This window comes from Rathayibacter sp. AY1E3 (assembly GCF_002932235.1).
In the GTDB taxonomy this organism is placed as follows: Bacteria; Actinomycetota; Actinomycetes; order Actinomycetales; family Microbacteriaceae; genus Rathayibacter.
In genome coordinates, this window is record NZ_PSVN01000002.1 from 152,506 (window position 1) to 176,213 (window position 23,708).

Below are 23,708 nucleotides of genomic sequence, written 5' to 3' on the forward strand. Positions count from 1 at the left end.
CGGGCGGGAAGGCGGGTCGTGTCGGTGTGCGGCGGCGGCGCCTGATCGGGAGCGGCTCCGGCGCGGAGGGTCAGGCGGCGGGCTCGGCGCGGCGCAGCGGGACGGCGGCGTTGCTCGTCGGCTCGGGCACGATGCGGAGGCCGGCGCCGCTGTTGGCGCGCTCCATGAGGGCCTCGACCCACTCCGGGTTGATCGTGGGCTGGCGGCTGCCCTTGAACTCGAACTGGATCGGGATGGTCGGGTGCATCCACACGCCGCGGCGGCCGGTGCCGGCCTGGGGACTCGCGTCGAGGGTGAGCAGGAAGCGCTCGTCGCGGCGGAACTTGTTGATGATGACGATCTGGAGGTGGGCGAGGGCGCGGTCCTCTACCTCGATGGCGGCGGGGGGAGTGCCGTACAGGATGTTGCCCATGGTGTGCTCCGATCTGACGTGCGAATAGCTGACGTCCGTCACTCTATATCGCTAGAAAGACTTCCTACTAGTTGAGCTAGCTACTTACGTCGCGGAGTGCGTTTTCTGTCCATCGCCGCCGGTCGCCTCGATTCTCCGACGGACCCGGGCGCGGCAGAAGTCCCTCGGAGTGAACTCTCGGGGACGCGCGGCCACGGCCGCGGGGACGCGCGTCAGGCGCGGCGCTGCTCCAGCACGCCGTCGGCGTACTCGCCGATCGGCTCGCCCGCGAGCTCCTGGGCGGCGTCGACCGTCTCGGAGTCGGCCGGGCGCTCGACGATGTCGCGCATCGTCTGCAGGAAGCGGATGACGGTCCCGGCCTCGGAGGGGTTGAGCGTCTCGGCCGCCTCGAGCATGCGGCGGTGCATCTCGTCGAGCGTCTCGCGCACCTCGCGGTGGGAGGTGGGGGTGGCGACGATGCGGATGGCCCGGCGGTCGCTCGGGTGCGGCTCCCGGACCACGTGCCCGCTCTTGACCAGCCGGTCGATCAGCACGGTCGTGGAGGCGGAGGAGATGCCGAGGTAGGAGGCCAGGTCCTTCGGGCTGACGTGCACGCCCTTCTGCTGGCGGCGCATGAGGAACTGCACGGCCAGCAGGTCGTTCTCGCCCATGCCCATGGATCCGCGGGTCCGGCGGCGCATCGCGGCCTCCGCCGTGCGGAAGGCGCGCATCGCGGCGAGGACCTCCACCGCTCCGGGCTCGGTCGCCTCACCCGAGAACCAGAAGGCCCCGGGTCGCTTCAGCGTGACCTCATCCATGACGAACAGTCTAGACAGTCTCGTAGCAAGAACATCTAGACAAGCCAACCTCCCCCGAGATGCTTGCCTGGAAGGGCGGCGACCACTACGAAGGGACTACTAGTTAGACGAGCTAGTGACTCATTCGCGAAGGGAGCTGCCCGTGCTGGACGAACTCGACCGCCTGCAGCCGCTCCTGGCTGACGTCGTGGATCCGCTGGTCGGCTCCACCCTGGCCGGTCGCTACCTCGTGCTCGAGCGGGTGGGGGAGGGCGGCAGCGCCGTCGTCTACCGCGCCCGCGACCTCCGCCTCGCCCGCCAGGTCGCGGTCAAGGTCCACCGCGACGTCCCGGACACCCCCAACGAGCGGGCGCGTCGCGAGCGCGAGATCCGCTTCCTGATCGACTCGCGTCACGCCTCCGTGGTGGACGTCCTCGACCAGGGCGAGATCCCCGGCGAGGAGGGCGACCTCGCGTTCCTCGTCCTCGAGTACTTCGACCGCAGCGACCCGGCGGCCGACTGGTTCGGCTCCGGCGATGAGCGGCTCATCGCGGAGGTCGGCGCGCAGGTGGCCGATGCTCTCGCGCACCTGCACGCGCAGGGCGTCCTCCACCGCGACGTGAAGCCCGAGAACGTCCTCGTCCGCTCGCGCGCCACCGCATCCGGCTTCTCCGCGCACGAGGCCAAGCTCAGCGACTTCGGGATCGCCCGCTCGGTCGACGACGCCCGGCTCACCCGCTCCGACGTGCTGGTGGGCACCGCCGCGTACCTCAGCCCCGAGAGCCTCGGCTCCGGCCCGGTCGGACCGGAGTCCGACGTCTACTCGCTCGGTCTGGTCCTCCTCGAGGCCGTCTCGGGCCGCAGGGCCTACACCGGCACGACGCTCGAGATCTCGATCCAGCGCCTCCACCACGCGCCCGTCGTCCCGGAGACGGTCCCGGCGGAGTGGCGCGAGCTGCTGACCGCGATGACCGCTCTCGATCCGGCCGACCGCCCCTCCGCCGAGGAGGTGGCACGCCGGCTCTGGGCGCGCCTGGCCGGCGGCCCCGCCGCAGCCCCCTCCCGCAGCGGAGTCACGGGCACGGTCGCCCTCGTCGCCGCGGGCCTGGTCGGCGCGGTGACGGCCCTCTCGCTCACCGGCTGGCTGGGCTGAGCGCCCCGAGCGGTCCTCGTCCGCTCAGGTTCCTCGCGAGCGTGCTCCCGTAGGCTCCGGGCGACCCTCGACCGACCCCGAGCCGCGTCGCCGCGGACCGAACGGAGCCGATCCCATGAGCCCGCGCCGCCTCTTCCGCCTGCTGTCGATCGTCGAGGCGGTGACCTGGACTCTCCTGATCGTGGGGATGCTGCTGAAGTACGCGGCCGGAGCCGGCGACTGGCCGGTGAGCGTCGCCGGGCCGATCCACGGGTTCGCGTTCCTCGCCTACGGAGCCGCGGCCCTGGTGCTCGCGGTGAACCAGCGGTGGTCGGCGGGCGCGACGGCGCTCGCGGTCGTCAGCGCGGTCGTGCCCTATGCGACGGTCCCGCTGGAGCGCGGCTTCGAGCGCCGCGGCCTGCTGGAGGGCCCGTGGCGGACGCACGCCACGGACGACCCGCGCGACCGGCGCGTGACGAGCCGGCTCCTCCGCTGGGCGCTCGCGCGGCCCGTGCTCGCCGGGGCGCTGGTCCTGGCTCTGGTCGCCGTCGTCTTCGCGGCGCTGCTGGTGGTCGGCCCGCCCGGGGGCGGCGAGGCCTGATCCCGCGCGCGGCGTGCCTCAGACGGGGCGCGTCTCCGCGTCGATGAGGATCTCGGCGGCGCGACGCGCGTGCAGGGCGGCCTCCGGGGTTCCGGCGATGGCCGCGGTGGTCTGGGCGCCCTCGGCGAGGATCGCGAGCTGCGCGGCGAGCTCGGCGCCGCCACCCGCCTCCTCGGCGAGGGTCGCGAGGAAGCGCTGGAACGTCTCCTTGTGGTCGCGCGCCATCTCGGCGACCATCGGGTTCGACGAGCCGAGCTCCCCGAAGGCGTTGATGAAGCCGCAGCCGCGGAACGAGTCCTCGGAGAACCAGTCGAAGAGGAAGTCGTAGATCGCGAGCAGCTTGCCGCGAGGTCCGTCCGCCGCGGCGACCCGGGTGGTCACGCCGAGGGTCCACTGCTCGTGGCGGCCGTGCAGGACGGCGACCACCACCGACTCCTTGCTCGGGAACTCCGAGTAGAGGCGCTTCAGCGAGACGCCCGCGGCCGTGCGGAGCTCGTCCATCCCCACGGACTGGATGCCGCGCTCGTAGTAGAGCCGGTCGGCGGCCGCGAGGATCGCCTCGCGGGGAGGGCGCTCGTCGAGGATCGGGGACATCCCTCCATGGTAGGCGGTACCAGAACGGGCGTTCTCGGTCGGCTGCCGCGCTTGCCGCAGGGGGTCCGGGGGTCGGACGCTGCTGCTAGCGTCGCGCTCGGGTGCGCAGGCGCCCGGGGACGGGAGGCGGACGCATGGTCGTCGCGATGCAGGCCGAGGGATTCGACGGGCCGGAGGCGCTGCGCGCCGTCGAGGTCGATCCGGGGGAGCCGACGCCCGGCAGGGTGCGGATCGCGGTGCGCGCAGCGGGCGTGAACCCGGCCGACGCGAAGCTCCTGCGCGGGATGTTCGGGCGCGGACGGGTGCCGGTCCGGCCGGGCAGCGAGGTCTCCGGAGTCGTGACCGCGGTCGGCGAGAGGGCCGAGGGGCCGCTCGGCCCGATCCTGGTGGGCGACGAGGTCGTGGCGTTCCGGGTCTCCGGCGGCTACTCCGCCGAGCTGGTCGCGCCCGCGAGCGCGGTCCTGCCCAAGCCCGCCGGGCTCGGCTGGGCGGCGGCCGCGGGCCTGCTGCTGGCCGGGACGACCGCCGAGCACCTCGTCGAGGCCACCCGCGTCTCCTCCGGGGACACCGTCCTGGTGCACGGGGCGAGCGGAGCCGTCGGTTCGCTCGCTGTGCAGCTCGCGGTCGCCCGCGGAGCTCGGGTGCTGGGCACCACGAGCGAGCGCGGCGAGGAGGTCGTCCGCCGCTTCGGCGCGGAGCCGGTCCGCTACGGCGCCGGGCTGGAGGAGCGCGTGCGCGTCCTGGCCCCCGGCGGCGTCGACGTCGCGCTGGACACGGCGGGCATCGACGAGGCGCTGGACGCCTCGGTGGCACTGGTCGCCGACCGCTCGCGCATCGCCACCGTCGCCGGCTTCGAGCACGCCGCCCGCCTCGGCGGGATCCTGATGCTCGGCGGCGGACCGGGAGCCGATCCCGGCACCGCGCTCCGCGACGCCGCCCGGCCAGGCCTGCTCGACCGCGCCGGTCGCGGGGAGCTCGAGGTCGTGCTCGGGCCCTCCTTCCCGCTGACCGAGGCGGCGGCCGCGCTCGCCCTCGTCGAGTCGGGCCGCGCGCGCGGCAAGACGGTCCTGCTCCCCTGAACGAGACGTCCTCCCTCGACCTGCCGGCCCTCGGGCCCTTCGACTCCGCCGGCGCCGCGAGCCTCCTCCGCAACCACGCCCTCCCCGGAGTGGAGCGGGTCTCGGCCGACGGCCGGCGCCTGGAGCGCCTGCTCACCCTCGACGGGGCGCCGCGGCCGATCGTGCTCGAGGTGACGGAGACCGGGCTGCGGGTGGAGGCGGAGCCGGACGTGCTGACGCCGGCGGCCGCGGTCGTCCGTGCCTGGTTCGACCTCGACTCCGACGTCGTGGCGATCGGCGCCGAGCTCTCGCGGGACCCGCTGCTCGCCCGCTCCGTCGCGGCCCGACCGGGGCTGCGCGCGACGCAGTACCCGGAGGCGTTCGAGGCGGCGGTGATGGCGGTCCTCGGCCAGCAGGTGTCCGTCGCCGCGGCCCGGACCTTCGGCGGACGGACCGCCGCGGCCTTCGGCGCCCCGGGGGAGCGCGGTCTGCTGGCGTTCCCCGAACCCGCCGCCCTGCTCGCGCCGGAGTTCGAGGCGCTGCGCTCGGCGATCGGGATCACCAACGCCCGGGCGCGGACGGTCCGTGCCGTCGCCGAGGCCTTCGCCGCCGGACCCGTGCTCGACCGCGCGGGCGACCTGCCGGAGCAGCGGCGCGCGCTCCTCGCGATCCCGGGCATCGGGCCGTGGACGGCCGACTACCTCGCGCTCCGGTTCCTCGGCGATCCGGACGCCTTCCCCGCCGGCGACCTGGTGCTGCGGAAGGCGCTCGGCCGGGTGAGCACGGCGGAGGCGGAGGCGGCGTCGCAGGCGTGGCGGCCGCACCGGGCGCACGCGGCGTTCCACCTGTGGGCGAGCACCGGAGCGGTCTGAGCGGGCGGACGACCCGAGTCGAGAGGCCGCGCCCGGACCGGCGGCCGGGACCGGCCGCCGACGGATCAGGTCAGGTACTCGACGTCGTCGTACAGGATCGGCGCGTCCTCGGCATCCGGATCCTCGACCGGGACGTCCTCGTGCTCGAGGATGACCGCGACGCCCGGGGAGACCAGCACGCAGACCTCGCGCTCGCCGGCGACCGTGAAGCTCACCATGTCGCCGCGGTTGCGCACGGCCTCGACCAGGCGCTTCTCGAGCTCCTCGGTGTCGAGGGAGACGGCGAGGAGGAAGCGACGGCCGTCGATGCTGAGCGTGGTGCGCCGCATCGTCGCCTCGGGCTCGGGAGGCGTGCCGCGTCCACCGCGGCCGGGCGTGACCGCCTTGACCCGCAGCGACGAGGCGTGCATCCGGATGACGGCGTTCACGAGCCCGCCTCCGGGCGCGACTCGTGGTGGCGGCGGCCGCCGGAGCGGCGGTCCTCCTTCATCTCGGACTCGAAGAGGTGGCGGCGTCCGCCGGCGAGCTCGTCGCGCGCGGCGCGCTCCTGCTCCCGGAACGCGGCGTAGTAGGTGTCGTCGTAGTCCTCGACGATCTGGAAGGTCCAGCGCCCCTCGATGACGTTGCGGCCGACGAGCTCGGCCTCGATCCGCTCGGCGGTCGCGGCGTGGCCGGCCTCGCGCAGCGCGTCGACGGCCTCGCCCAGAGCGAGGTCGGCCGCGCCGGTGAGCCGGTGGAAGCCGTAGAGCAGACCGCGGGCGTGCTCGACCGTCTCGAGCGCCTCCGAGAGCTTCCCGAGCGCCGCCACGGTGGCGTCGTCGAGACCCTCCGGGCGCAGGTGCGCGGAGTCGGGGTGGTCGTGTGAGCTGCTCATCCAGGTGAGCTTAGGCCGACCTAAATGCTCTGTGACCCCCTTGCGCCGCCGCCGGGAATGGTTCGTGCCCGGAGCGGCAGGGCGGTCAAGTGCACGTCGCGGAGCGCTCCGTCGTCGGCGACGGCGGTCAGGAAGGTGCAGGCCGGCTGGCGCCTCCGATCCGTCGGGGAGCCCGGATTGAGCAGGCGGAGACCCGCCGGGGAGACGGTGTCCCAGGGGATGTGGCTGTGCCCGAAGACGAGCACGTCGGCACCCGGATGGGCGGCGTCGGCGCGGGTCTCGCGGCCGGTCGCCGCTCCGGTCTCGTGCACCACGCGGACGTCGAGGCCGGCGACGCGGGCGCGCGCGACCTCGGGCAGGCGGGCGCGCAGCGGCTCCGGATCGTTGTTGCCCCACACGGCCAGCAGGAGCGCCGCCCGCTCCTCCAGCGCGTCCAGCGTCGCCTCGTCGACCCAGTCGCCCGCGTGCACGACCAGGTCTGCCTCGTCGACCGCGCGCCACACCTCGTCCGGGAGGGCCTTCGCCCGCTTCGGGAGGTGCGTGTCGGCGAGCAGGAGGAGGCGGACCGGACCGTCGACCTCGGGTGGAGAGCCGTCGGGGCCGGGCTGGAGCAGGGGCATCAGCGGGCGGGGCCGGGCGTCGGCTCCACTCCGCCGTCGGCACCGGGCTCGGTCGCGGTCCCGGAGCTGCGGAGGCGGGCGTCGAGCGCCTCGAGGTCGGCGGCGAACCAGACGTGGTCGCCGCGGTTCGACTCGATGACGAAGGCCTGCAGCGCGCTCGACTCCGCCACCGGCCCGCTGACGTCACCGAGGACCACCAGCCGCTTGCCGTACGAGACGAACTTCTGCACGAACTCGCCGGCGATGCCGGAGCGCAGGCGGAGGAACTCGGGGTCGAGCCGGCCGACGGGCACCACGATCGTCTCGACGTCGCCGCCGTAGGTCTCGCCGATCAGCGCGATCGCGTCGTCCGGGGTCGAGAGCGCGCCTCCGTCGTCGTCGACGAGCAGGAGGGGGACGCCCTGGCGGGTCTCGGTTCTCATCGGGCCAGCCAATCACGTCGGCCGGGGAGAGGCGAGCAGTGCCGTCCGGGCCTCCGCTCGGGGCGTCCCCTCCTGCGCCGGTCGTGCTTGCGGGGACACGCCGATCAGGCGTCCGGACGGGCTGCCCGCACCGCCGCTACGAGCCCGGCAGGTCGACGCGGCGCTTGAAGCCCACGTGCGAGTCGACGAAGCCCAGGCGCAGGTAGAAGCGGTGGGCGTCGGTGCGGGCGGCGTCCGAGGTCAGCTGGACGAGCGGCGTGCGGAGCTCGATCGCAGCGACGTCCAGCACCCAGCGCATCAGGGCCGTGCCGATCCCGGCCGACCGCTCGGCGCTCGCCACCCGGACCGCTTCGACGAGCAGGCGGGAGCTGCCGCGGCGCGCCATCCCGGGGATCACGGTCAGCTGCAGCGTGCCGACCACGACTCCGGCGCCGTCCACCGCGACCACGAGATCGTTGCCCGGGTCCTGCGCGATGCTCCGGAAGGCGGCCTCGTAGGCGGCCCCGTCCTCCTCGGCGGCGACGTCTCCGCGCCCGGCGCTGATCGGGTCGTCGGAGAGGAGCCGGACGAGCGCGGGGAGGTCGTGGAGCACCGCGCGGCGGAGGAGGAGGCTCCTCTCCCCGGGGCCGGCGTCGCGGGGGAGGGTCAGGTCGGCGATCATGCGCTCATCCTCCCTCTGCTCCACGGCGGGAGCGGTCGTCGGAGGCGGGCAGGACGCGGCTGAGAGCGGCAGGGGGATCCTGGTGCCCGGTCCGCACGTCCACGCGCCGCGTGCCGCAGCCGGCGCAGCGGACGTACACGACGACGCCCTCGCTGGTCCGGTGGGCCGACTCGGTCGTCCAGCCGTGCTCGTGCGGATCGACGGCTGGGGCGAGCGGCTCGGAGGGGTGCGGGGAGGGTGTGGAGGTGCGCATGGGAGCCACTGTGCTGTCATGGTCTTATGCAGCTCAACCCTTACGGCGAGTACGCGGTCCTGCTCGCCGCCTCCCTCGCGAACGACTGGCCGTCCGACCGCGAGGGCATCGAGGCTCGAACGCGCGAATACGGCATGACGATGGCCTTCGAGTCCGGCCCGGACGACCACGCCCGGACGCGCGACGTGATCGACGAGTGGCTCGAGGTGGTCGACGCGCCGACTCCGAGCGACCGGGCGACGTCGCTGAACCGCCAGATGGCCGCGATCGCCGCGTATCCGCGCCTGACCGACCACGACGACGAGGGCTGGCACCTGCACTACCGCGACCAGGACCAGTCCCTGGCGCACGTCCTCCACGCCGTCATCGCGGTCGGCACGGCGCTGCACCTGACGACCCGGGGGATGAGCCGCCTCCTGCGGTGCGAGGCCGGTCGGGCGCCGGGCGACCACTGCAGGAACGTCATCGTCGACGTGACGCGGAACGGCCGGCAGCGGTACTGCTCCGTCCGCTGCGCGAACCGGGCCGCGGTCCGGCGGCACCGCCTGCGGCACGCGGAGTGAGTCCGCGCCGCCCCGTCACTCCGCCGCGTCGCCGCCCGGCTTCATCCAGAACGGGGAGTAGTGGTAGCCGTCGAGGTCGTCGAACTGGCGCTGGTACATGAAGGGGTAGTCGTCGGTGTCGCCGATCCGGCCTCCCGCGGCGGCGGCCCGCTCGACGAGCTCGTCGACGGCCTCGCGGCTGTCGAGGTCGAACGAGACGGTCACCTTCGAGGGGGTGCCGGGGGCGCCGATCAGCTCCTCGGTGGCGCCGACGCTCTCGTACATGGCGCGGCTCGCCAGCATGACGGACGTGTCGGGACCGATCGCGAAGCAGGAGACGTCCTCGCGGGACATCTCGGTGTTCAGGGTCCAGCCGAGCGCGGTGTAGAAGGCGGTGGCGCGCTCGACGTCGTCGACCGGGCAGGTGATGAAGAGGCTCATGCGCTCACCCTCGCCATCCGCGGGCGGGCCGTCAAGAGCTCCGCGAGGGAACTCCGGACGGCCCGCCGGGACTCAGCGGAACGACCGCAGCCGCAGGCTGTTCAGCACGACGAAGACGCTCGAGAACGCCATCGCGGCGCCGGCCACGAGCGGCCCCAGGAGTCCGGCCATCGCGAGCGGGATCGCGGCCACGTTGTAGGCGAAGGCCCAGAAGAGGTTGCCCCGGATGACCGCGAGGGTGCGGCGCCCGAGGCGCAGGGCGTCGGGCACCCGGCCGAGGTCGTCGCCGACGAGGGTGATGTCGCTCGCCTCGATCGCCGCGTCCGATCCGGCGCCCATCGCGATCCCCACGTCCGCGGCGGCCAGCGCGGCGGCGTCGTTCACACCGTCGCCGACGAAGGCGACGTGGCGGCCCTCCGCACGGAGGCGCTCGATCACCGCGAGCTTCTCCTCCGGCAGCACCTCGGCGACGACCTCGTCGATGCCGACGGCCGAGGCGACGGCCTGCGCCGCCCGCGGGTTGTCGCCGGTCAGCACCATCACCCGCAGGCCCCGCTCGCGCAGGGCGCGGACGGTGCGGGACGCCTCCGGCCTCGGCTCGTCGCGGAGGACCGCGAAGCCGCGCAGCGCCCCCTCCCAGCCGACGCCGACGACGGTGCCGCCCTCGGCGGTCGCTCGCTCGGCGCGCTCGGCGAGACCGCCCGGCGCGAAGCCCCACTGCTCCTCCAGCCAGCGCAGCCGGCCGGCGACGACCAGGCGGCCCTCGACCCGGGCGCGCACGCCGAACCCGGTGCTGGAGCGGAATCCGGTCGCCTCGGGGACGTCGAGGTGCGCGGCCCCGGCCACGATCGCCGCGGCGAGCGGATGCTCCGACCCGCGCTCGACGGCGGCGAGCATCCGCAGGCTCTCGTCGTCGCTGGACTCGACGACCTGGAAGGCGCCGGTGGTGAGCGTGCCGGTCTTGTCGAGCACGACCGTGTCGATCCGGCGCCCGGCCTCGAGCACCTCCGGCCCGCGGAGGAGGATCCCGAGCTGGGAGCCGCGGCCGGTGCCGACGAGGACGGCGGTCGGGGTGGCCAGGCCCAGCGCGCACGGGCAGGCGACGACGAGGACGGCGACGGCGGGAGAGACGGCGGCGGCGAGGTCGGCGCCGGCGATCAGCCAGCCGGCGAGGGTGGCCAGGGCGAGCACCACCACGACCGGCACGAAGACGGAGGAGACGCGGTCGGCGAGCCGCTGGACGCGCGCCTTGCCGGCCTGCGCGTCCGAGACGAGACGGCCCATCCGCGCGAGCGTGGTCTCGGAGCCGACGCGGTCGACGCGGACGGTGAGCAGGCCGTGCGCGTTGAGCACTCCGCCGGCCACGGTCGAGCCGGGGCCGACCTCGACCGGCACGCTCTCGCCGGTGAGCATGCTCGCGTCGATCGCGCTCGAGCCCTCGAGCACGGTGCCGTCGGCGGCGACGGTCTCGCCGGGGCGCACGCGGAGGAGGTCGCCGACGTCGAGCGAGGACGCGGGCACGCGCTCCTCCTGCCCGTCGGCGGCGATGCGCACGGCGTCCTTCGCGCCGAGGCGGAGGAGCGCCCGGAGCGCCGCACCGGCGTCGCGCTTCGACCGCGCCTCCAGGTAGCGGCCGGCCAGCACGAGGACAGGGACGGCGGCGGCGACCTCGAGGTAGATCTCGTCGTGGCCGGACCGGCTGCCCAGCAGCTCGAACGGCATGCTCATGCCCGGCCGCCCGGCGTCGCCGAGGAACAGAGCCCAGACCGACCAGGCGAAGGAGGCGCTGACACCGAGGCTGATCAGGGTGTCCATGGTGGTGGAGCCGTGCCGCAGCGCCCGCCAGGCATTGCGGTGGAAGGGGAGCGCGCCCCAGACCGCGACCGGCGAGGCGAGGGCGAGGCACAGCCACTGCCAGTTCGCGAACTGCAGCGGCGGGATCATCGAGAGCAGGACCACCGGCACGGCGAGCAGGGCGGAGACGTGGAGCCGGGTGCGCAGGGCGCGCCGCTCGCGGTCGTCGTCGCTCTGCTCCTCCTGCTCCTCCGCGGGAGCCGCCTCGCCGGTGGAGGGGACCGTCGCGCTGTAGCCCGCGGCCTCGACGGCGGCGATCGCGTCGGCCGGAGTCGTGCCGGGCGGGAGGGTCAGCGTCGCGCGCTCGAGGGCGAGGTTGACGGTCGCGTGGACGCCGGGGAGCGCGTCGAGGCGCTTCTCGACCCGCGCGACGCAGGAGGCGCAGGTCATCCCTCCGATGGCGAGCTCGAGCGGGGTGCCGGTGGTCTCGGCCACGTCAGCTCAGGGGAGTGAGGCGATAGCCCGCGTCGGCGACGGCGGCGGCGATCTCCTCGCGGCCGAGCGGCCGGGAGGAGCCGACCGTGACGGTCGAGACCCCGTCGGGGGCGAGGGACACGTCGACCGCCGAGACCTCGGGGTAGGCGGCGAGCTCCTCGGTGACGCTGCGGACGCAGTGCTCGCAGGTCATGCCCGCGACGCCGAAGCTCTGCACGGACGCGGCGGACAGGGAGCCCTGCGCCGCGTGGCCGGCGTCGGAGCGGCCGGCGCCGCCGTGGCCGCCGCACGCGCAGGCGCCGCCTCCGCCGCAGCCGCACCCTCCCGTCGATCCGCTTGCGGTCAGGCCGAGGTCGATCCTGGTGCTCATGGGTCCTCCTGTGTGGTGCGTCCGGTCCGATCCGGTCGATCGGCTCGGTGGGCGTCCGGTCGGCACGCCGGTCGCGGCATACCCCCGGGGGGTACTCCATGGTAAGCCCGCCGAGCCCTCTCGGCAAGGCGGGAGGGCGGAGGAGGGATGATCTCAGGGGCGGCTCGGAGCCGCGCGAGGAGGGAGGGGCGCATGGATCCCGCATCGACGCCGCACTGGGGCGAGCCCCCGCCGCGCACGCCGCCGGCGGTCCCGCTGCCCCCGCGCACGCGGTTCGAGCCGACGGCGCTGCTCGCCGCGCCCCTGCCCGCCCCGGCCGCCGTCCGGGCCCGGGTCCGTCAGGCCGCCCCGGAGCGGCAGCGCCGGCTGGCGGCGCTCGCCGCGGTCACCGAGGGGTTCGCCGTCCTGCGCACTCCCGAGCTCGCCCGGGCGCTGCGCCGGATCGCGGCACCCGCCTCCGCCGCTCCGGCCGCCGCCGCCGCGGTGCTGGCCGTCGGCCGCGACGGACTCGAGCTCGCCGCCGAGCGCGCAGACGCCCTGCGCATCGCCGAGTGGGATCGGATCGTCTCGGTGGGCGTCGGCACCTCGCCCTCGGGTGCCCACCGGGTCCGCGCGCTGGTCCTGGCGGTCCTCGCCCCGCCGCCCGCCTCCGCCGTCCTGCGTGCGGCGAGGCGGCGCCCGCGCACCGTCCTCGTGCCCCTGGTCGTCGCCGCCCCGGCCGCCCTCGGCTGGCGCGTGGCCGACGACCGCACGTTCCTCCTCGCTCTCGAGCGCCTCCAGCGCGCCCTCGAGGAGCGTGCCCGGTGAAGGCGCGGTTCCGCTTCGCCCTCGCGGCCGTCGCCGTGCTCGGCCTGGGCCTGGCACTGCGGTTCGTGCTCACGGGGCTGCTCGCCGACCTCGCCGGCGGAGTGGCCTACGTCGTGCTGGTGGCGCTGCTGATCGCGGTGCTCCTGCCGCGCATCCCGGGCGTGACGGCTGCCGGGATCGCGTTGGCCTGGTCGATCGCGATGGAGCAGCTGCAGGCGATCGGAGTCGCAGCGCGCCTGGTCGAGCTGTGGGCGCCGCTCCGCCTCGTCGTCGGCACCACCTTCTCCTGGCTCGACATCGCGGCCTACGTCCTCGGCGCGGTCGTCGCCGCGGCCGTGCACCTCGCCGTCGCTCCGCGCGAGCAGTCCGCCTGACGGGAGTCCGCGCCCCCCGTCTTCTGTTCGCCCGTCGGCCGGGCTGCCGCGGGGCGTCCCGGCGTCCGCCGAGGCGCCGGCCTCGCCCACCGGACCGCCGAGGTGTTCGTGCGCTCCCCGAGGCGCCGCCGTCCCCGCGGTGCCTCGCCGGCGGACGCGGTGTCTCGCCGCAGGAGCGACGCCGACCGGAGGAGCGACGCCGACCGCCGGAGCGGCGCGGTCCCTCCGCCCCCGCGCCCCTGATTAGGGTGAAGCCATGAGCGAGCCGGCACTCCCCGAGACGACGGCCCCGCGGGCCTCGGCCCCGCACGACCACCGCCGCGACCGGCGCATCCCCGAGCCCGTCGACCGGTTCGCCACCGGCGAGGAGTACCCCGAGTACCGCGTCGACCTGGAGCGGATCCGCTTCTCGCCCTACTTCGCCCGCCTCTCCGCGGTGACCCAGGTCATCTCGCCCTCGGGCGTCGGCCAGGTCGTGCACAACCGGCTCACGCACTCGATCAAGGTCACCGCGGTCGCCCGCGCGATCGCGATGCAGCTGACCACCACCGATCCCGCCCAGCGCGAGCTGGTCGAGCGGCTCGGCGGCTGCGACCCGGTGGTCGTGCAGGCCGCGGCCAGCGCGCACGACCTCGGCCACCCTCCGTTCGGCCACCTCGGCGAGCAGGCGCTCGACCGCCTCGCGCGCGAGCGGCTGGGGCTCGCGGAGGGCTTCGAGGGCAACGCGCAGTCGTTCCGGATCCTCTCCGAGCTCGACGTCTGCGAGACGGTGGAGGTGGGGCTGAACCTCACCGCCGCCTCCCGAGCCGCCGTGCTCAAGTACCCGTGGGGGCGGACGGTCCACCGCCCCGGCATCGACTCCGCCGACCCGACCGAGCTGCCCCGCGGCTCGACCGCCAGCCGGTGGGAGACCGCGCCGCCGAAGTTCTCGGCGTACACCCTCGACCTCGACGACCTGCTCGACGCCCGCTCCGGCTTCGCCGCGATCGCCCCCTGGCAGCAGACCCTCGAGTGCTCGGTGATGGACGTCGCCGACGACATCGCCTACTCGCTGCACGACCTCGACGACTTCTACCGCGCGGGAGTGCTGCAGCAGGCGGCCGTCGCCGTGGAGTTCCGCGCGTTCCTCCGCGAGCAGAACGCGCTCGCCGCCCTCGACGCCGAGGAGCTGTGGGCGCGCGCCCCCGGGCACTCGCTCGAGATGCTCCGCCGGAGGCTCGTGGCCCGCGACCCGTGGATCGCGAGCGACGAGCACTTCCGCGCCTCCGTGGAGCGGGTGTCGACCGAGCTGGTCGAGGGGCTCCTCGCGCTCCCGTTCGACGGATCGACGCGCACCGAGCGCGCGATCGAGGCGTTCGTCTCCTCCTGGATCGGCCGCCTGCAGCGCTCCGTGGTGGTGCTCGCCGAGCCGAACGTGCGCTCGGGCCACCTCTCCCTCCTCCCCGACGCCTGGCACGACGTGGCCGTGCTGAAGTTCGTGCACACCCGCTTCGTGATCGACCGGCCGGACTTCGCCACCTACCAGCGCGGCCAGTCGCAGGTGCTCGAGACGCTGGTGACCCACCTCGACGCCTGGCTCGAGGATCCGCGCGACGGCTCGCGAGCCCCGCAGAAGCTGCTCGACCTGATCGAGCTCGCGACCGACGGCTACTTCCGCCTGCGCGCCGACCACCCCGACTGGCTCCCGTCGGACGAGCGCGGCCGGCCGACCTCCGACCCGGCCGCGCTGCAGCGGCTCGGCCGGGGGCGCGGTGTGGTCGACTACGTCGCGACCCTGACCGACGAGCAGGCGATGGCGCTCGCCGCCCGCCTCCGCGGCGATCGCGAGCCGTGGGCGATGGGGACCTGACGCCCCGGCGGGTGGGTTGACACCGCGCGTCGCGTGTGGCCTCGGCGGCTCCTCGCCCGTCGTTCCGGGGGAGGAGCCCCCGCCCGGCCGCCGAGGACGCGTTCCGCGACCGCCCAGCGGGCGTCCAGGAAGCGCAGCCTGAACGACAGCGTAAAATCACGGAGGCACATGCCAGGATCGACAACTCGACAGGGAGTTCCGTTGGACGGAAACGCAACGACCACGCACCGCAACGTCGCATTGCTGTCCGTCGCGACCACGCTGGCTCCGCGCGTGACCACCTCGGCCGAGATCGAGGCGCGGCTCGCTCCGGCGCTCAAGCGCCTGCGGCTCCCCACCGGGCTCCTCCAGCGCGTCGCCGGAGTGCACGAGCGCCGCAACTGGGGCACCGAGCAGGGCTTCGACGGAGCGGCGATCGACGCGGGCAAGCGCGCTCTGGCCGAGGCCGGCGTCCGCGCCGACCAGATCGGCCTGATCATCAACACGTCGGTGACCCGCAAGCACCTCGAGCCCTCGGTCGCCGTGCGCCTGCACCACGGGCTCGGCCTGCCCTCGTCGGCCATCAACTTCGACATCGCGAACGCGTGCCTCGGCTTCGTCAACGGCATGACCCTCGCCGCGCAGCTGATCGACTCCGGCCAGATCCGCTACGCGCTCATCATCGACGGCGAGGACGCCGACGAGATCCAGGTCAACACCATCGAGCGCCTGAGCCGCGAGGGCGTCAAGCGCAAGGACTTCATGAGCGAGTTCGCGAGCCTGACCCTCGGCTCCGGCGCCGCCGCGGCCGTCCTCGGCCCGGCCGACGAGCACCCCAAGGGCCACCGCATCCTCGGCGGCATCACCCGCGCGGCCACGCAGTTCAACGAGCTCTGCGTCGGCAGCGTCGACGGCATGTTCACGGACGCGAAGGCGCTGCTCAAGGGCGGCATGGAGCTCGTCCTCTCGGCGTGGAAGGAGGCCACCCGCGACTGGAACTGGAGCGGGATGGACCGCTACATCACGCACCAGGTGTCGGACGTGCACACCGACGCCCTGGTGAAGGCGGTCGGCATCGACCGCAGCCGCGTCCCCACGACCTACCCCACCCTCGGCAACGTCGGCCCGGCGTCGATCCCGATCACCCTGGCCCAGGAGGCCGAGACCCTGCAGCCGGGCAACCGGGTGCTGCTCATCGGAGTGGGCTCGGGCATCAACACCGCGATGCTCGAGATCGCCTGGTGACCGCGCCCCACCCGGCCGAGCGGATCCGCGGAGCGCTCGGCTCCACGGCCGCGGCGCAGCGGCCCCCGGCCGGGCTCGACGGGCTCGATCCCGCGTGGTCGCGCCTCGTCGACGCTCCGGACGCCCAGGGCGTTCCGCGCCGCTGGCACCTGCTCGACACGGGTGAGGCCCTCGGCACGGAGCCCGTCGGCACCGTCCTCTGCGTGCACGGCAACCCCACCTGGTCCTACCTCTGGCGCCGCCTCGCGGCCGCCACGCTCGAGTCGGCCCGCCGCGGAGGCCCCGCCTGGCGGGTGGTCGCTGTCGACCAGCTCGAGATGGGCTTCTCCGAGCGGACCGGCGCCCTGCACACGCTCGCCGACCGCGTGCGCGAGCTCTCGAACCTCACCGACGTGCTCGGCCTCGACGACGTGGTCACCCTCGGCCACGACTGGGGCGGAGTCGTCTCGCTGGGCTGGGCGGTCGACCACCCGGAGCAGCTGCGCGCCACGATGCTCCTGAACACCGCGATCCACCAGAGCGCCGACGAGCCGATCCCGGCCCCGCTCCGGCTCGCGCTCGCGTCGGGCGTGCTCGGCGCCTCGACGGTCGGCACGCCGGCCTTCCTCGAGACGACCCTCGCGCTGGGGCACCCGGCGCTGCCCTCCGCGGTGAAGGAGGGGTACCGCGCGCCCTACCGGTCCGCCTCGCGCCGCGGCGGAGTGGGCGGCTTCGTCGCCGACATCCCGGTCGACTCCGCGCACCCGAGCGACCCGGAGCTGCAGCGCATCGCCGAGGGCGTCAGCGCCCTGACGACGCCGGCCCTGATGCTCTGGGGCCCGCTGGACCCGATCTTCTCCGACCGCTACCTCGACGACCTCGTCGACCGCCTCCCGCACGCGCAGGTCCACCGCTACGAGGGAGCGGGCCACCTGGTGGCCGAGGACGTCGACTACGCGTCCGCCGTCCTCACCTGGCTGGGCGACCTCTCCGACGGCGAGGAGCCGTTCGGCGGCGACCCCGCCCCCGACGTCCGACGCCCGACCGCGCCGGTCGAGCCGCTCTGGGCGCACCTCGACCGCAACGCGCAGGACGACTCGCTCGCCCTGGTCGAGATGGCGCCTCCCGGAGGCGGCGGGCCCCGCTCGGTCTCGTGGCGCCTGCTCTCGCAGCGGGTCCGCGAGCTCGCCGCCGGGCTCCGCGCCTCCGGCGTCTCCCCGGGCGACCGCGTCTCGCTCCTCGTGCCGCCCGGCGCCGACCTGACGGCGCTGCTCTACGCGTGCCTGCGCATCGGAGCCGTCGTGGTCGTCGCCGACGCGGGCCTGGGCCTGCGCGGTCTCACCCGCGCGGTCCGCGGCGCCTGGCCGGATCTGGTGGTCGGCGCCCTGCCCGGCCTCGCCGTCGCGCGGGCCCTCCGCTGGCCCGGCGGCCGGGTCTCGACGCAGACCCTGCCCCGCGCCTCCGCCTCGGCCCTCGGGGTCGACACGTCGCTCGGGCAGCTGATCGAGCTCGGCCGCGCCGAGCTGGCCGCCGACCCGGAGGCGCTGGGCGAGGCGCCCGCCGCCGACGCCGTGGCCGCGATCCTGTTCACCTCCGGCTCGACCGGCCCCGCCAAGGGCGTCGTCTACACGCACCGGCAGCTCGCCGGCGTCCGCGACGCGCTCGCCCGCCAGTACGGGATCGGACCGGGCACCGGCCTCGTCGCGGGCTTCGCGCCGTTCGCCCTGCTCGGTCCCGCGCTGGGCACGCGCTCCGCCACTCCGGACATGGACGTCACCGCGCCCCGGACGCTCACCGCGGCCGCCGTCGCCGCGGCCGCCGCACGGGTCGACGCGACCGTGCTGTTCCTCTCGCCGGCCGCACTGGCCAACGTCGTGGCCACCGCCGGCGCGCTCGACGTCGACGACCACCGGGCCCTCGCCGGCGTGCGCACCTTCCTCTCGGCCGGCGCCCCCGTCTCGGCGGGACTGCTCGGCGAGGCGCAGGCGCTCATGCCGAACGCCTCCGCCCGCACTCCCTACGGCATGACCGAGGGGCTGCTGCTCACCGACGCGTCGCTGGAGGGCATCCGCGAGGCCGCCTCCGACGACGATCCGCGCGGAGGCGTCTGCGTGGGCGTGCCCGCCGCGGGCGTCCGGCTGCGGATCGCCCCGCTCGACGCCGGCGGCCGCGCCGCGGACGAGCCGGAGGAGATCACCGGCACGACCGGCGAGATCGTCGTCTCGGCCGGTCACGTCGAGGACCACTACGAGCGCCTCTGGCTCACCGACCGCGCCGCCCGCGTCGGCGCCGTCCCGGGCGAGCGCTGGCACCGCACCGGGGACGTCGGGCGGATCGACTCCGCCGGCCGCCTCTGGGTCGAGGGCAGGATGCCGCACGTCGTCGTCACGCCGGACGGCGTCGTCACGCCGGTCGGACCGGAGCAGCGGATCGAGGCGCGCGTCACCTCGGTCGCCCGCGCCGCGATCGTCGGAGCCGGCCCGCGCGGAGTCGCGCAGCTGGTCGCCGTGGTCGAGCTGCGCTCGGGCGCGCGCCGCGTGGTGCTGGCCGAGGAGGCCCTCGCCGCCGAGGTGCGCGCGGCCGTCGGCCGGCCCGTCGCCGCGGTGCTCGTCGTCCCGGCGCTGCCCACCGACATCCGCCACAACTCCAAGATCGACCGGGCCGCGCTCTCGCGCTGGGCCGAGGGCGTGCTCGCCGGCGGCCCGATGGTGGCTCCGTGAGGGTCCTGGTCACCGGCGCGAGCGGCCTGCTCGGCGGTGCGGTGGCCGCGGGCCTCGTCGCCCAGGGGCACGAGGTCCGCACCTTCCAGCGTCGGCCCTCCGGGGTCGCGGGCGTCGAGGAGGCGCGGGGCTCCCTGACCGATCCGCGCGCGGTCGAGGAGGCCGTCGACGCGGCCGAGGGCGTCGTGCACCTCGCCGCGAAGGTCTCGCTCGCCGGCGATCCTGGCGACTTCGACCGCGTGAACGTCGACGGCACCCGGCGTCTGCTCGCCGCCGCCGCCCGCGCCGGCGTGAGCCGCTTCGTCCAGATCTCGTCGCCCTCCGTCGCCCACTCCGGCTCCTCGATCACCGGCGACGACGCCGAGCCCGCCGATCCGGACCGGGCCCGCGGCGACTACGCGCGCACCAAGGCCCGCGCCGAGCTGCTGGCGCTGGCGGCCGACGCCCCCGGCTTCGCGGTGGTCGCCGTGCGCCCGCACCTGATCTGGGGTCCGGGCGACACCCAGCTCGTCGCCCGCATCGTCGAGCGGGCGCGCGCCGGCCGGCTGCCGCTCCTCGGGCACGGCCAGGCGCTGATCGACTCCACCTACATCGACAACGCCGCCTCGGCGATCGTCGCCGCTCTCGGGCGGGCGGAGGAGGTGCACGGCCGCTCCTACGTCGTCACCAACGGCGAGCCGCGCCCGGTCGCCGAGCTGCTCGCCGGGATCTGCCGCGCCTCGGGCGTCGAGCCGCCGCGCTGGTCCGTCCCCGCCTCCGTCGCCCGCGCTGCGGGCTCGCTCGTCGAGCGCGTGTGGGCCGTGCGGCCCGGCGCCGATGAGCCGCCGATGACCCGCTTCCTCGCCGAGCAGCTCTCGACCGCGCACTGGTTCGACCAGCGCCGCACGCGCGCCGATCTGCAGTGGAGCCCGTCGGTCACCCTCGACGAGGGCCTGGCGCGCCTGTCCGCCGCCCGCTGAGGCGCCGGCTCCGGAGACGACGGAACGGACGGGACCCCGTCGCCGAGGCGAGGGGGTCCCGTCCGTCCGGGGCTCCCGCGACGGATCGCGGGAGGGGAGTCGAGGTCAGTCGGCGAGGATGAGGTACAGCGCGCGACGGGTCTCGTCGAGCTTGGCGGAGGCGGCGGCGCGCTGCGCCTCGGTCGCTCCGCGGAACTGCTGCACGACGCCCATCAGCTTGCCGACGTTCTCCATGAAGGCGCGATCGGCGTCGCTCGCGCCGGGAGTGGCCTCCCAGGCCGCGTCGAGCTCGTCGGCGTGCTCGCGCACGTAGGTGCCGCCCGCGTCCGTGAGCTGGTACTCGGTGCCGCGGCCCTCGCCGACGGCCGTGATGAGGCCCTCGTCGACGAGCTGCTGGAGGGTGGGGTAGACGGAGCCGGGGCTGGGACGCCACGATCCGTTCGTCTTCTCGGCGATGGCCTTGATCAGGCCGTAGCCGTTCGAGGACTTCTCGGAGAGGAGGGAGAGGAGGGCCGCGCGGACGTCACCGCGTCGGGCGCGTCCTCCGCCGCGGCCGAAGGGGCCGCCGAAGCCGGGGCCGAAGCCCGGGCCGAAGCCGAAGCCGGGCCCGAAGCCGCGGCCGTGACCGCCGGGTCCGCGGCGCTGTCCGCGGCCGGGGTGCTCGTGGCGGGAGGAGTGGTCGCCGTCGCAGGAGTCGCGGCGGTCGTCGGAGAAGAAGGTCCTGGGGTTCATGGGTGTGCTGCTCTCTGTCGTGAGGGGATCCCTTTCGATCGGATCCGGTCGCCCGTCGGGAGCGGCTGCTTCCGATCTGTCGGCGATGCAGTAACGATATATCGGCGACGGATCGGATGTCAACACCTGAACTGCCCGTAGCCTGGGAGCTCCCCGTCGATCGAGAGGTCCCGCATGCCGCTTCCCGACTCCGAGCTCGAGGCGTACCTCGACTCCTCCCTCCTCGCCGGGGACGTCCTCACCGGCCGCGCGAGCAACCTCGGCAACCTGCGCGGCCTCGCCGCCCGCGAGCCCGCGCACCTCTACGGGGTGGACGTGGCGGAGGACTGGACGTTCGAGAGACTGCTCGCGCTGATGGGGGAGCGCGTGGGGATCAGCACCGACCCCTCCTTCGAGAGCGGGCAGGACCGGATCGACGCCCGCCTGACGGTCGCGGGGCTCGCCCGCTACCGCGAGCGGTTCGCCGCCGCTGTCCGCGAGGGGGCGCTCCTCCTGTTCGCCACCGCGCACCCCGCGACCCTGATGGACGTCTACCGCCGCTTCGCTGCTGCCGCGACGGAACGGGGCGCCCGCGTGATCGACGTGAATGCGCTCCCGTTCGCCGCCCCCGACGGGATCCGCGTGCCTCTCGCGGACGAGCACCAGGCCCTGTGGTGCACCGGCGGGGTCACCTGCGTCTACCGCGGGGGAGGGCTGCAGCACACGCACTCGCCGGAGCCGATGGACGCGCTGCTCGACCGCCTCGACGAGCTCGGCGTCCGCCCCGACCTGGTCGTCGCCGACCACGGCTTCGCGGGCGCGGCCGGCCGGCGGGGGCTGCCGGTCATCGCGATCGCCGACTGCAACGACCCGGCGGTGTTCGTCGCCGAGGCGCAGGGCTCGATCGAGGTGGTCGTCCCGATCGACGACGGGCTGGCCGTCCACCTCTACGAGCCGGTGATCGACTTCGTCCTCCGCGCCCTCTCGGAGCCCGCGCGCACCTGACGGCTCGTAGAATCGCCTTCGGCTCGTCGCGATCCCGGATCCGACGGGCCGACCGTTTTCGCGAGTCCCCGCACTCGCCCACCACTGCAGACGGAGCATCCGTGACCCAGCCCCACGACGGCCTCCTCCCGCGCTTCGCCGTCGGCGTCGACATCGGGGGGACGTCGATCAAGGCGTCCCTCGTCGACGTCACCACCGGCGAGCGGGCGGCTCGGCGCTTCGCGGTCGCGAACCCGCTGGGCAAGGAGCCCGAGGACTTCGCCGAGGCGATCGCCGGAATCGTCCGGGACGTCTCGCCGATCGCGGGCACGCCCGTGGGCGTCGGCTTCCCCGGGATCGTCCGCGGCGGCGTCGTCCGCCAGACCACCCACGTCTCGCAGCGCTGGGTCGGGCTCGACGCGCAGGTCCTCCTCTCGGAGGCGACCGGGGTCGACGTCGTCGTCGTCAACGACGCGGACGCGGCAGGGGTCGCCGAGCGCGAGTTCGGCGCGATGCGCGGACGCGAGGGCCTCCTCCTGCTGACCACCCTCGGCACCGGCATCGGGACGGCGCTCGTCCACGAGGGCGTGGTGATCCCCAACTCCGAGCTCGGTCACCTGCACATCGACGGTCCCGACTTCGAGCCGCAGGTCGGCTTCTCCGCCGTCCGCCGCGAGGGCATCACCCTCGAGGAGTGGGCGGGTCGCCTCAGCGTCTACTACCGGCACCTCGAGATGCTGCTCTCGCCGCAGCTGTTCGTGATCGGCGGCGCGGCGGCGCACGTCTTCGACGAGTTCGCCCGCTTCCTCGACATCGGCACCGAGATCGTCCCCGCCCGCTTCGGCAACGACGCCGGATTCACGGGCGCCGCGATGGTCGCCGTCTCGCCCGACCGCCTCGCTCCCTGGTACCGCTCCACCCGCGGCGCCCGCCTCGACCCCGGGGCCCCCGCCATCGCCGACTGACCCCCTCCCTGCACCGAGGGAGCCCTGACCCGTCGAGGTAATCCGGCGGAGCGGGGTCCCTCGACGGTCCGGGGTTCCCTCAGCGGGCCGACAGGCCGCGGTAGACGGCGTCCAGCCGGGCGGCGGCGGCCGGCCAGGAGTGGGCGGCCGCCCAGTCGACGCCGCCGCGGCCGAGACGCGCCAGCTCACCGGGCGAGCCCAGCAGGGTCAGGATCGCCTCGGCCCACGCCGCGGGGGAGTCGGAGTCGAGCAGCAAGCCGCTCCCGCCGTCGCGCACCGCGTCCACCAGGCCGGTCGTCCTGCGCGCGAGCACGGGAGTGCCGCTGCCGGCCGCCTCGAGCGCGATCAGCCCGAAGGTCTCGGCCGCCGAGGGCACGAGCGCCAGCTGCGCGCTCCGGAGCCGCTCCGCCACCCGGTCGCGGTCGGCGGCCCCCTCGATCAGCACGCGGTCTCCCAGCGGAGCCGCCACGGCGCGCACCGCGTCGAGGTACGACTCCCGGCCCGGTGCCGCCCCGCCCACCAGCCGCAGCACCGGCCGCTCCGCCGGCGCCATCGCCGCGAGCGCCTCGACCGCCAGCAGCTGCCCCTTGAGCGGCTGCACCCGGCCGATCAGGACGACTCCGGAGCGCTCGCCGCCGCCGGGACGGAACCGCGCGTCGACTCCGGGCGGCACCACGACGACCCGGTCCGGATCCGCGCCGTACCCGCTGACGACGTCCTCCCGCTCCGAGGCGCCCGCCACCACGATCGCGTCGGCGGAGGCGAGCACGGAGCGCTCCGCGTCGATCCGCTGCTGCGGCTCCGCGACGTCGCCCGGGGCGAGCCGGGCGTTCTTCGCGAGCGAGCCCGAGTGCATCGAGTGCACGTGCGGCCTGCCGGTGAGCGCCCCCGCGAGGCCCGACACCCAGTAGTGGGAGTGCACGACGTCGGCCCCCTCCGCGGCGCGCGCGAACTCCGGCGCCGCGGCCGCCAGCGCGTACTTGTCGCCTGCCGGCACCGGCACGCCTACCACCCGCACACCCGGCGCGAGCGCGCGGACGCCCTCGCCGCGGGTCAGCACCTCGATCTCCCAGCCGAGCGCCGCCAGCTCCGGGAGCACCGCCGCGAGGTACACGTTCATCCCGCCCGCGTCGCCCGTCGACGGCTGCTCGAGCGGGGAGGTGTGCGCCGAGACGACGGCCAGACGGGGCATCCCTCCATCGTAGGGACGGCCGTGCGT

At 75.1% G+C, this 23,708-nt stretch carries 27 protein-coding genes; 13 read left to right on the forward strand and 14 right to left on the reverse strand.

The window, feature by feature from the left end; translation table 11 throughout:
* Positions 1-70: 70 nt before the first annotated feature.
* Complete coding sequence (locus C5C53_RS02195) at positions 71-412, reverse strand: ATP-dependent DNA ligase (RefSeq protein WP_104224199.1); 342 nt, start codon at positions 410-412, stop codon at positions 71-73.
* Between the two features lie 212 nt (positions 413-624).
* The gene (locus C5C53_RS02200) at positions 625-1,209 is read right to left on the reverse strand and encodes a MarR family winged helix-turn-helix transcriptional regulator (RefSeq protein WP_104224167.1); all 585 of its coding nucleotides are present in this window, start codon (positions 1,207-1,209) and stop codon (positions 625-627) included.
* Positions 1,210-1,351: 142 nt separating this feature from the next.
* Here C5C53_RS02200 and C5C53_RS02205 point away from each other — a divergent pair, with 142 nt between their 5' ends.
* Positions 1,352-2,341: a serine/threonine-protein kinase gene (locus C5C53_RS02205; protein WP_181127699.1), complete on the forward strand. Its 990-nt coding sequence runs from the start codon at positions 1,352-1,354 to the stop codon at positions 2,339-2,341.
* 115 nt (positions 2,342-2,456) lie between these two features.
* Positions 2,457-2,921, forward strand: coding sequence for a DUF3817 domain-containing protein (locus tag C5C53_RS02210; RefSeq protein ID WP_104225947.1), 465 nt, complete (start codon positions 2,457-2,459; stop codon positions 2,919-2,921).
* Positions 2,922-2,939: 18 nt separating this feature from the next.
* Here the strand turns inward: C5C53_RS02210 and C5C53_RS02215 are convergent, their stop codons facing one another.
* Positions 2,940-3,515 (reverse strand): TetR/AcrR family transcriptional regulator, encoded by a 576-nt coding sequence (locus C5C53_RS02215; RefSeq protein WP_104224170.1) that lies wholly within the window; start codon positions 3,513-3,515, stop codon positions 2,940-2,942.
* A 134-nt stretch (positions 3,516-3,649) separates the two neighbouring features.
* On the opposite strand from C5C53_RS02215, the gene C5C53_RS02220 reads away from it, so the two are divergent.
* Together C5C53_RS02220 and C5C53_RS02225 are read left to right on the forward strand one after the other, a co-directional pair.
* Positions 3,650-4,594 carry an NADP-dependent oxidoreductase gene (locus tag C5C53_RS02220; RefSeq protein WP_258075356.1) on the forward strand — a complete coding sequence of 315 codons (945 nt, stop codon included), beginning with the start codon at positions 3,650-3,652 and terminating at the stop codon, positions 4,592-4,594.
* A gap of 20 nt (positions 4,595-4,614) precedes the next feature.
* Positions 4,615-5,445 carry a DNA-3-methyladenine glycosylase gene (locus tag C5C53_RS02225; protein ID WP_244229640.1) on the forward strand — a complete coding sequence of 277 codons (831 nt, stop codon included), beginning with the start codon at positions 4,615-4,617 and terminating at the stop codon, positions 5,443-5,445.
* Positions 5,446-5,510: 65 nt separating this feature from the next.
* Here C5C53_RS02225 and C5C53_RS02230 read toward each other — a convergent pair whose 3' ends face one another.
* The 6 genes from C5C53_RS02230 to C5C53_RS02255 form a co-directional block, all read right to left on the reverse strand.
* Positions 5,511-5,873, reverse strand: coding sequence for a hypothetical protein (locus tag C5C53_RS02230; RefSeq protein ID WP_104224172.1), 363 nt, complete (start codon positions 5,871-5,873; stop codon positions 5,511-5,513).
* Entirely contained in the window at positions 5,870-6,319 is a 450-nt protein-coding gene (locus C5C53_RS02235; RefSeq protein ID WP_104224173.1) for a hypothetical protein, read from the reverse strand. Before C5C53_RS02235 ends, C5C53_RS02230 begins: the two co-directional genes overlap by 4 nt.
* Before the next feature lie 20 nt (positions 6,320-6,339).
* A complete protein-coding gene (locus tag C5C53_RS02240) occupies positions 6,340-6,939 on the reverse strand; it encodes a metallophosphoesterase (protein WP_104224174.1) in 600 nt (199 codons plus the stop codon).
* A complete protein-coding gene (locus tag C5C53_RS02245; RefSeq protein WP_104266708.1) occupies positions 6,939-7,361 on the reverse strand; it encodes a DUF4180 domain-containing protein in 423 nt (140 codons plus the stop codon). The genes C5C53_RS02240 and C5C53_RS02245 overlap by 1 nt, the downstream gene beginning before the upstream one ends.
* 136 nt (positions 7,362-7,497) lie before the next feature.
* Positions 7,498-8,022 carry a GNAT family N-acetyltransferase gene (locus C5C53_RS02250; RefSeq protein ID WP_104266709.1) on the reverse strand — a complete coding sequence of 175 codons (525 nt, stop codon included), beginning with the start codon at positions 8,020-8,022 and terminating at the stop codon, positions 7,498-7,500.
* A 4-nt stretch (positions 8,023-8,026) separates the two neighbouring features.
* The gene (locus C5C53_RS02255) at positions 8,027-8,275 is read right to left on the reverse strand and encodes a hypothetical protein (RefSeq protein ID WP_104224177.1); all 249 of its coding nucleotides are present in this window, start codon (positions 8,273-8,275) and stop codon (positions 8,027-8,029) included.
* 26 nt (positions 8,276-8,301) lie between these two features.
* Here C5C53_RS02255 and C5C53_RS02260 point away from each other — a divergent pair, with 26 nt between their 5' ends.
* Positions 8,302-8,838 (forward strand): CGNR zinc finger domain-containing protein, encoded by a 537-nt coding sequence (locus C5C53_RS02260; protein ID WP_104266710.1) that lies wholly within the window; start codon positions 8,302-8,304, stop codon positions 8,836-8,838.
* A 15-nt stretch (positions 8,839-8,853) separates the two neighbouring features.
* Here C5C53_RS02260 and C5C53_RS02265 read toward each other — a convergent pair whose 3' ends face one another.
* The 3 genes from C5C53_RS02265 to C5C53_RS17360 all read right to left on the reverse strand — a co-directional run bounded on the left by C5C53_RS02265 (position 8,854) and on the right by C5C53_RS17360 (position 11,917).
* Positions 8,854-9,258 (reverse strand): VOC family protein, encoded by a 405-nt coding sequence (locus tag C5C53_RS02265; protein ID WP_104257136.1) that lies wholly within the window; start codon positions 9,256-9,258, stop codon positions 8,854-8,856.
* 72 nt (positions 9,259-9,330) lie between these two features.
* Entirely contained in the window at positions 9,331-11,547 is a 2,217-nt protein-coding gene (locus C5C53_RS02270) for a cation-translocating P-type ATPase (protein WP_258075357.1), read from the reverse strand.
* Between the two features lies 1 nt (position 11,548).
* Positions 11,549-11,917: a heavy-metal-associated domain-containing protein gene (locus tag C5C53_RS17360; protein WP_258075358.1), complete on the reverse strand. Its 369-nt coding sequence runs from the start codon at positions 11,915-11,917 to the stop codon at positions 11,549-11,551.
* 192 nt (positions 11,918-12,109) lie between these two features.
* Here C5C53_RS17360 and C5C53_RS17000 point away from each other — a divergent pair, with 192 nt between their 5' ends.
* The 6 genes from C5C53_RS17000 to C5C53_RS02300 all read left to right on the forward strand — a co-directional run bounded on the left by C5C53_RS17000 (position 12,110) and on the right by C5C53_RS02300 (position 19,829).
* Complete coding sequence (locus tag C5C53_RS17000; protein ID WP_104261052.1) at positions 12,110-12,724, forward strand: hypothetical protein; 615 nt, start codon at positions 12,110-12,112, stop codon at positions 12,722-12,724.
* Positions 12,721-13,098 carry a DUF2809 domain-containing protein gene (locus C5C53_RS17005; RefSeq protein ID WP_104262387.1) on the forward strand — a complete coding sequence of 126 codons (378 nt, stop codon included), beginning with the start codon at positions 12,721-12,723 and terminating at the stop codon, positions 13,096-13,098. The genes C5C53_RS17000 and C5C53_RS17005 overlap by 4 nt, the downstream gene beginning before the upstream one ends.
* A 256-nt stretch (positions 13,099-13,354) precedes the next feature.
* A complete protein-coding gene (locus tag C5C53_RS02285; RefSeq protein ID WP_104224182.1) occupies positions 13,355-14,947 on the forward strand; it encodes a deoxyguanosinetriphosphate triphosphohydrolase family protein in 1,593 nt (530 codons plus the stop codon).
* Positions 14,948-15,115: 168 nt separating this feature from the next.
* Positions 15,116-16,171: a 3-oxoacyl-ACP synthase III gene (locus C5C53_RS02290; protein WP_104225938.1), complete on the forward strand. Its 1,056-nt coding sequence runs from the start codon at positions 15,116-15,118 to the stop codon at positions 16,169-16,171.
* A complete protein-coding gene (locus C5C53_RS02295; RefSeq protein ID WP_258075359.1) occupies positions 16,168-18,870 on the forward strand; it encodes an alpha/beta fold hydrolase in 2,703 nt (900 codons plus the stop codon). Before C5C53_RS02290 ends, C5C53_RS02295 begins: the two co-directional genes overlap by 4 nt.
* Positions 18,867-19,829, forward strand: a complete 963-nt coding sequence (locus C5C53_RS02300) for an NAD(P)-dependent oxidoreductase (protein WP_104266712.1) — start codon at positions 18,867-18,869, stop codon at positions 19,827-19,829. Before C5C53_RS02295 ends, C5C53_RS02300 begins: the two co-directional genes overlap by 4 nt.
* 105 nt (positions 19,830-19,934) lie before the next feature.
* Here the strand turns inward: C5C53_RS02300 and C5C53_RS02305 are convergent, their stop codons facing one another.
* On the reverse strand, positions 19,935-20,561 hold the full coding sequence (locus C5C53_RS02305; RefSeq protein WP_104266713.1) for a PadR family transcriptional regulator: 627 nt from the start codon (positions 20,559-20,561) through the stop codon (positions 19,935-19,937).
* 174 nt (positions 20,562-20,735) lie between these two features.
* On the opposite strand from C5C53_RS02305, the gene C5C53_RS02310 reads away from it, so the two are divergent.
* Together C5C53_RS02310 and C5C53_RS02315 are read left to right on the forward strand one after the other, a co-directional pair.
* Complete coding sequence (locus tag C5C53_RS02310; RefSeq protein WP_104261467.1) at positions 20,736-21,545, forward strand: phosphatase; 810 nt, start codon at positions 20,736-20,738, stop codon at positions 21,543-21,545.
* A gap of 101 nt (positions 21,546-21,646) precedes the next feature.
* A complete protein-coding gene (locus C5C53_RS02315) occupies positions 21,647-22,489 on the forward strand; it encodes an ROK family protein (RefSeq protein ID WP_258068106.1) in 843 nt (280 codons plus the stop codon).
* Between the two features lie 79 nt (positions 22,490-22,568).
* On the opposite strand, the gene C5C53_RS02320 is transcribed toward C5C53_RS02315, so the two are convergent.
* On the reverse strand, positions 22,569-23,681 hold the full coding sequence (locus C5C53_RS02320) for a glycosyltransferase (RefSeq protein ID WP_104266714.1): 1,113 nt from the start codon (positions 23,679-23,681) through the stop codon (positions 22,569-22,571).
* Positions 23,682-23,708 lie beyond the last annotated feature (27 nt).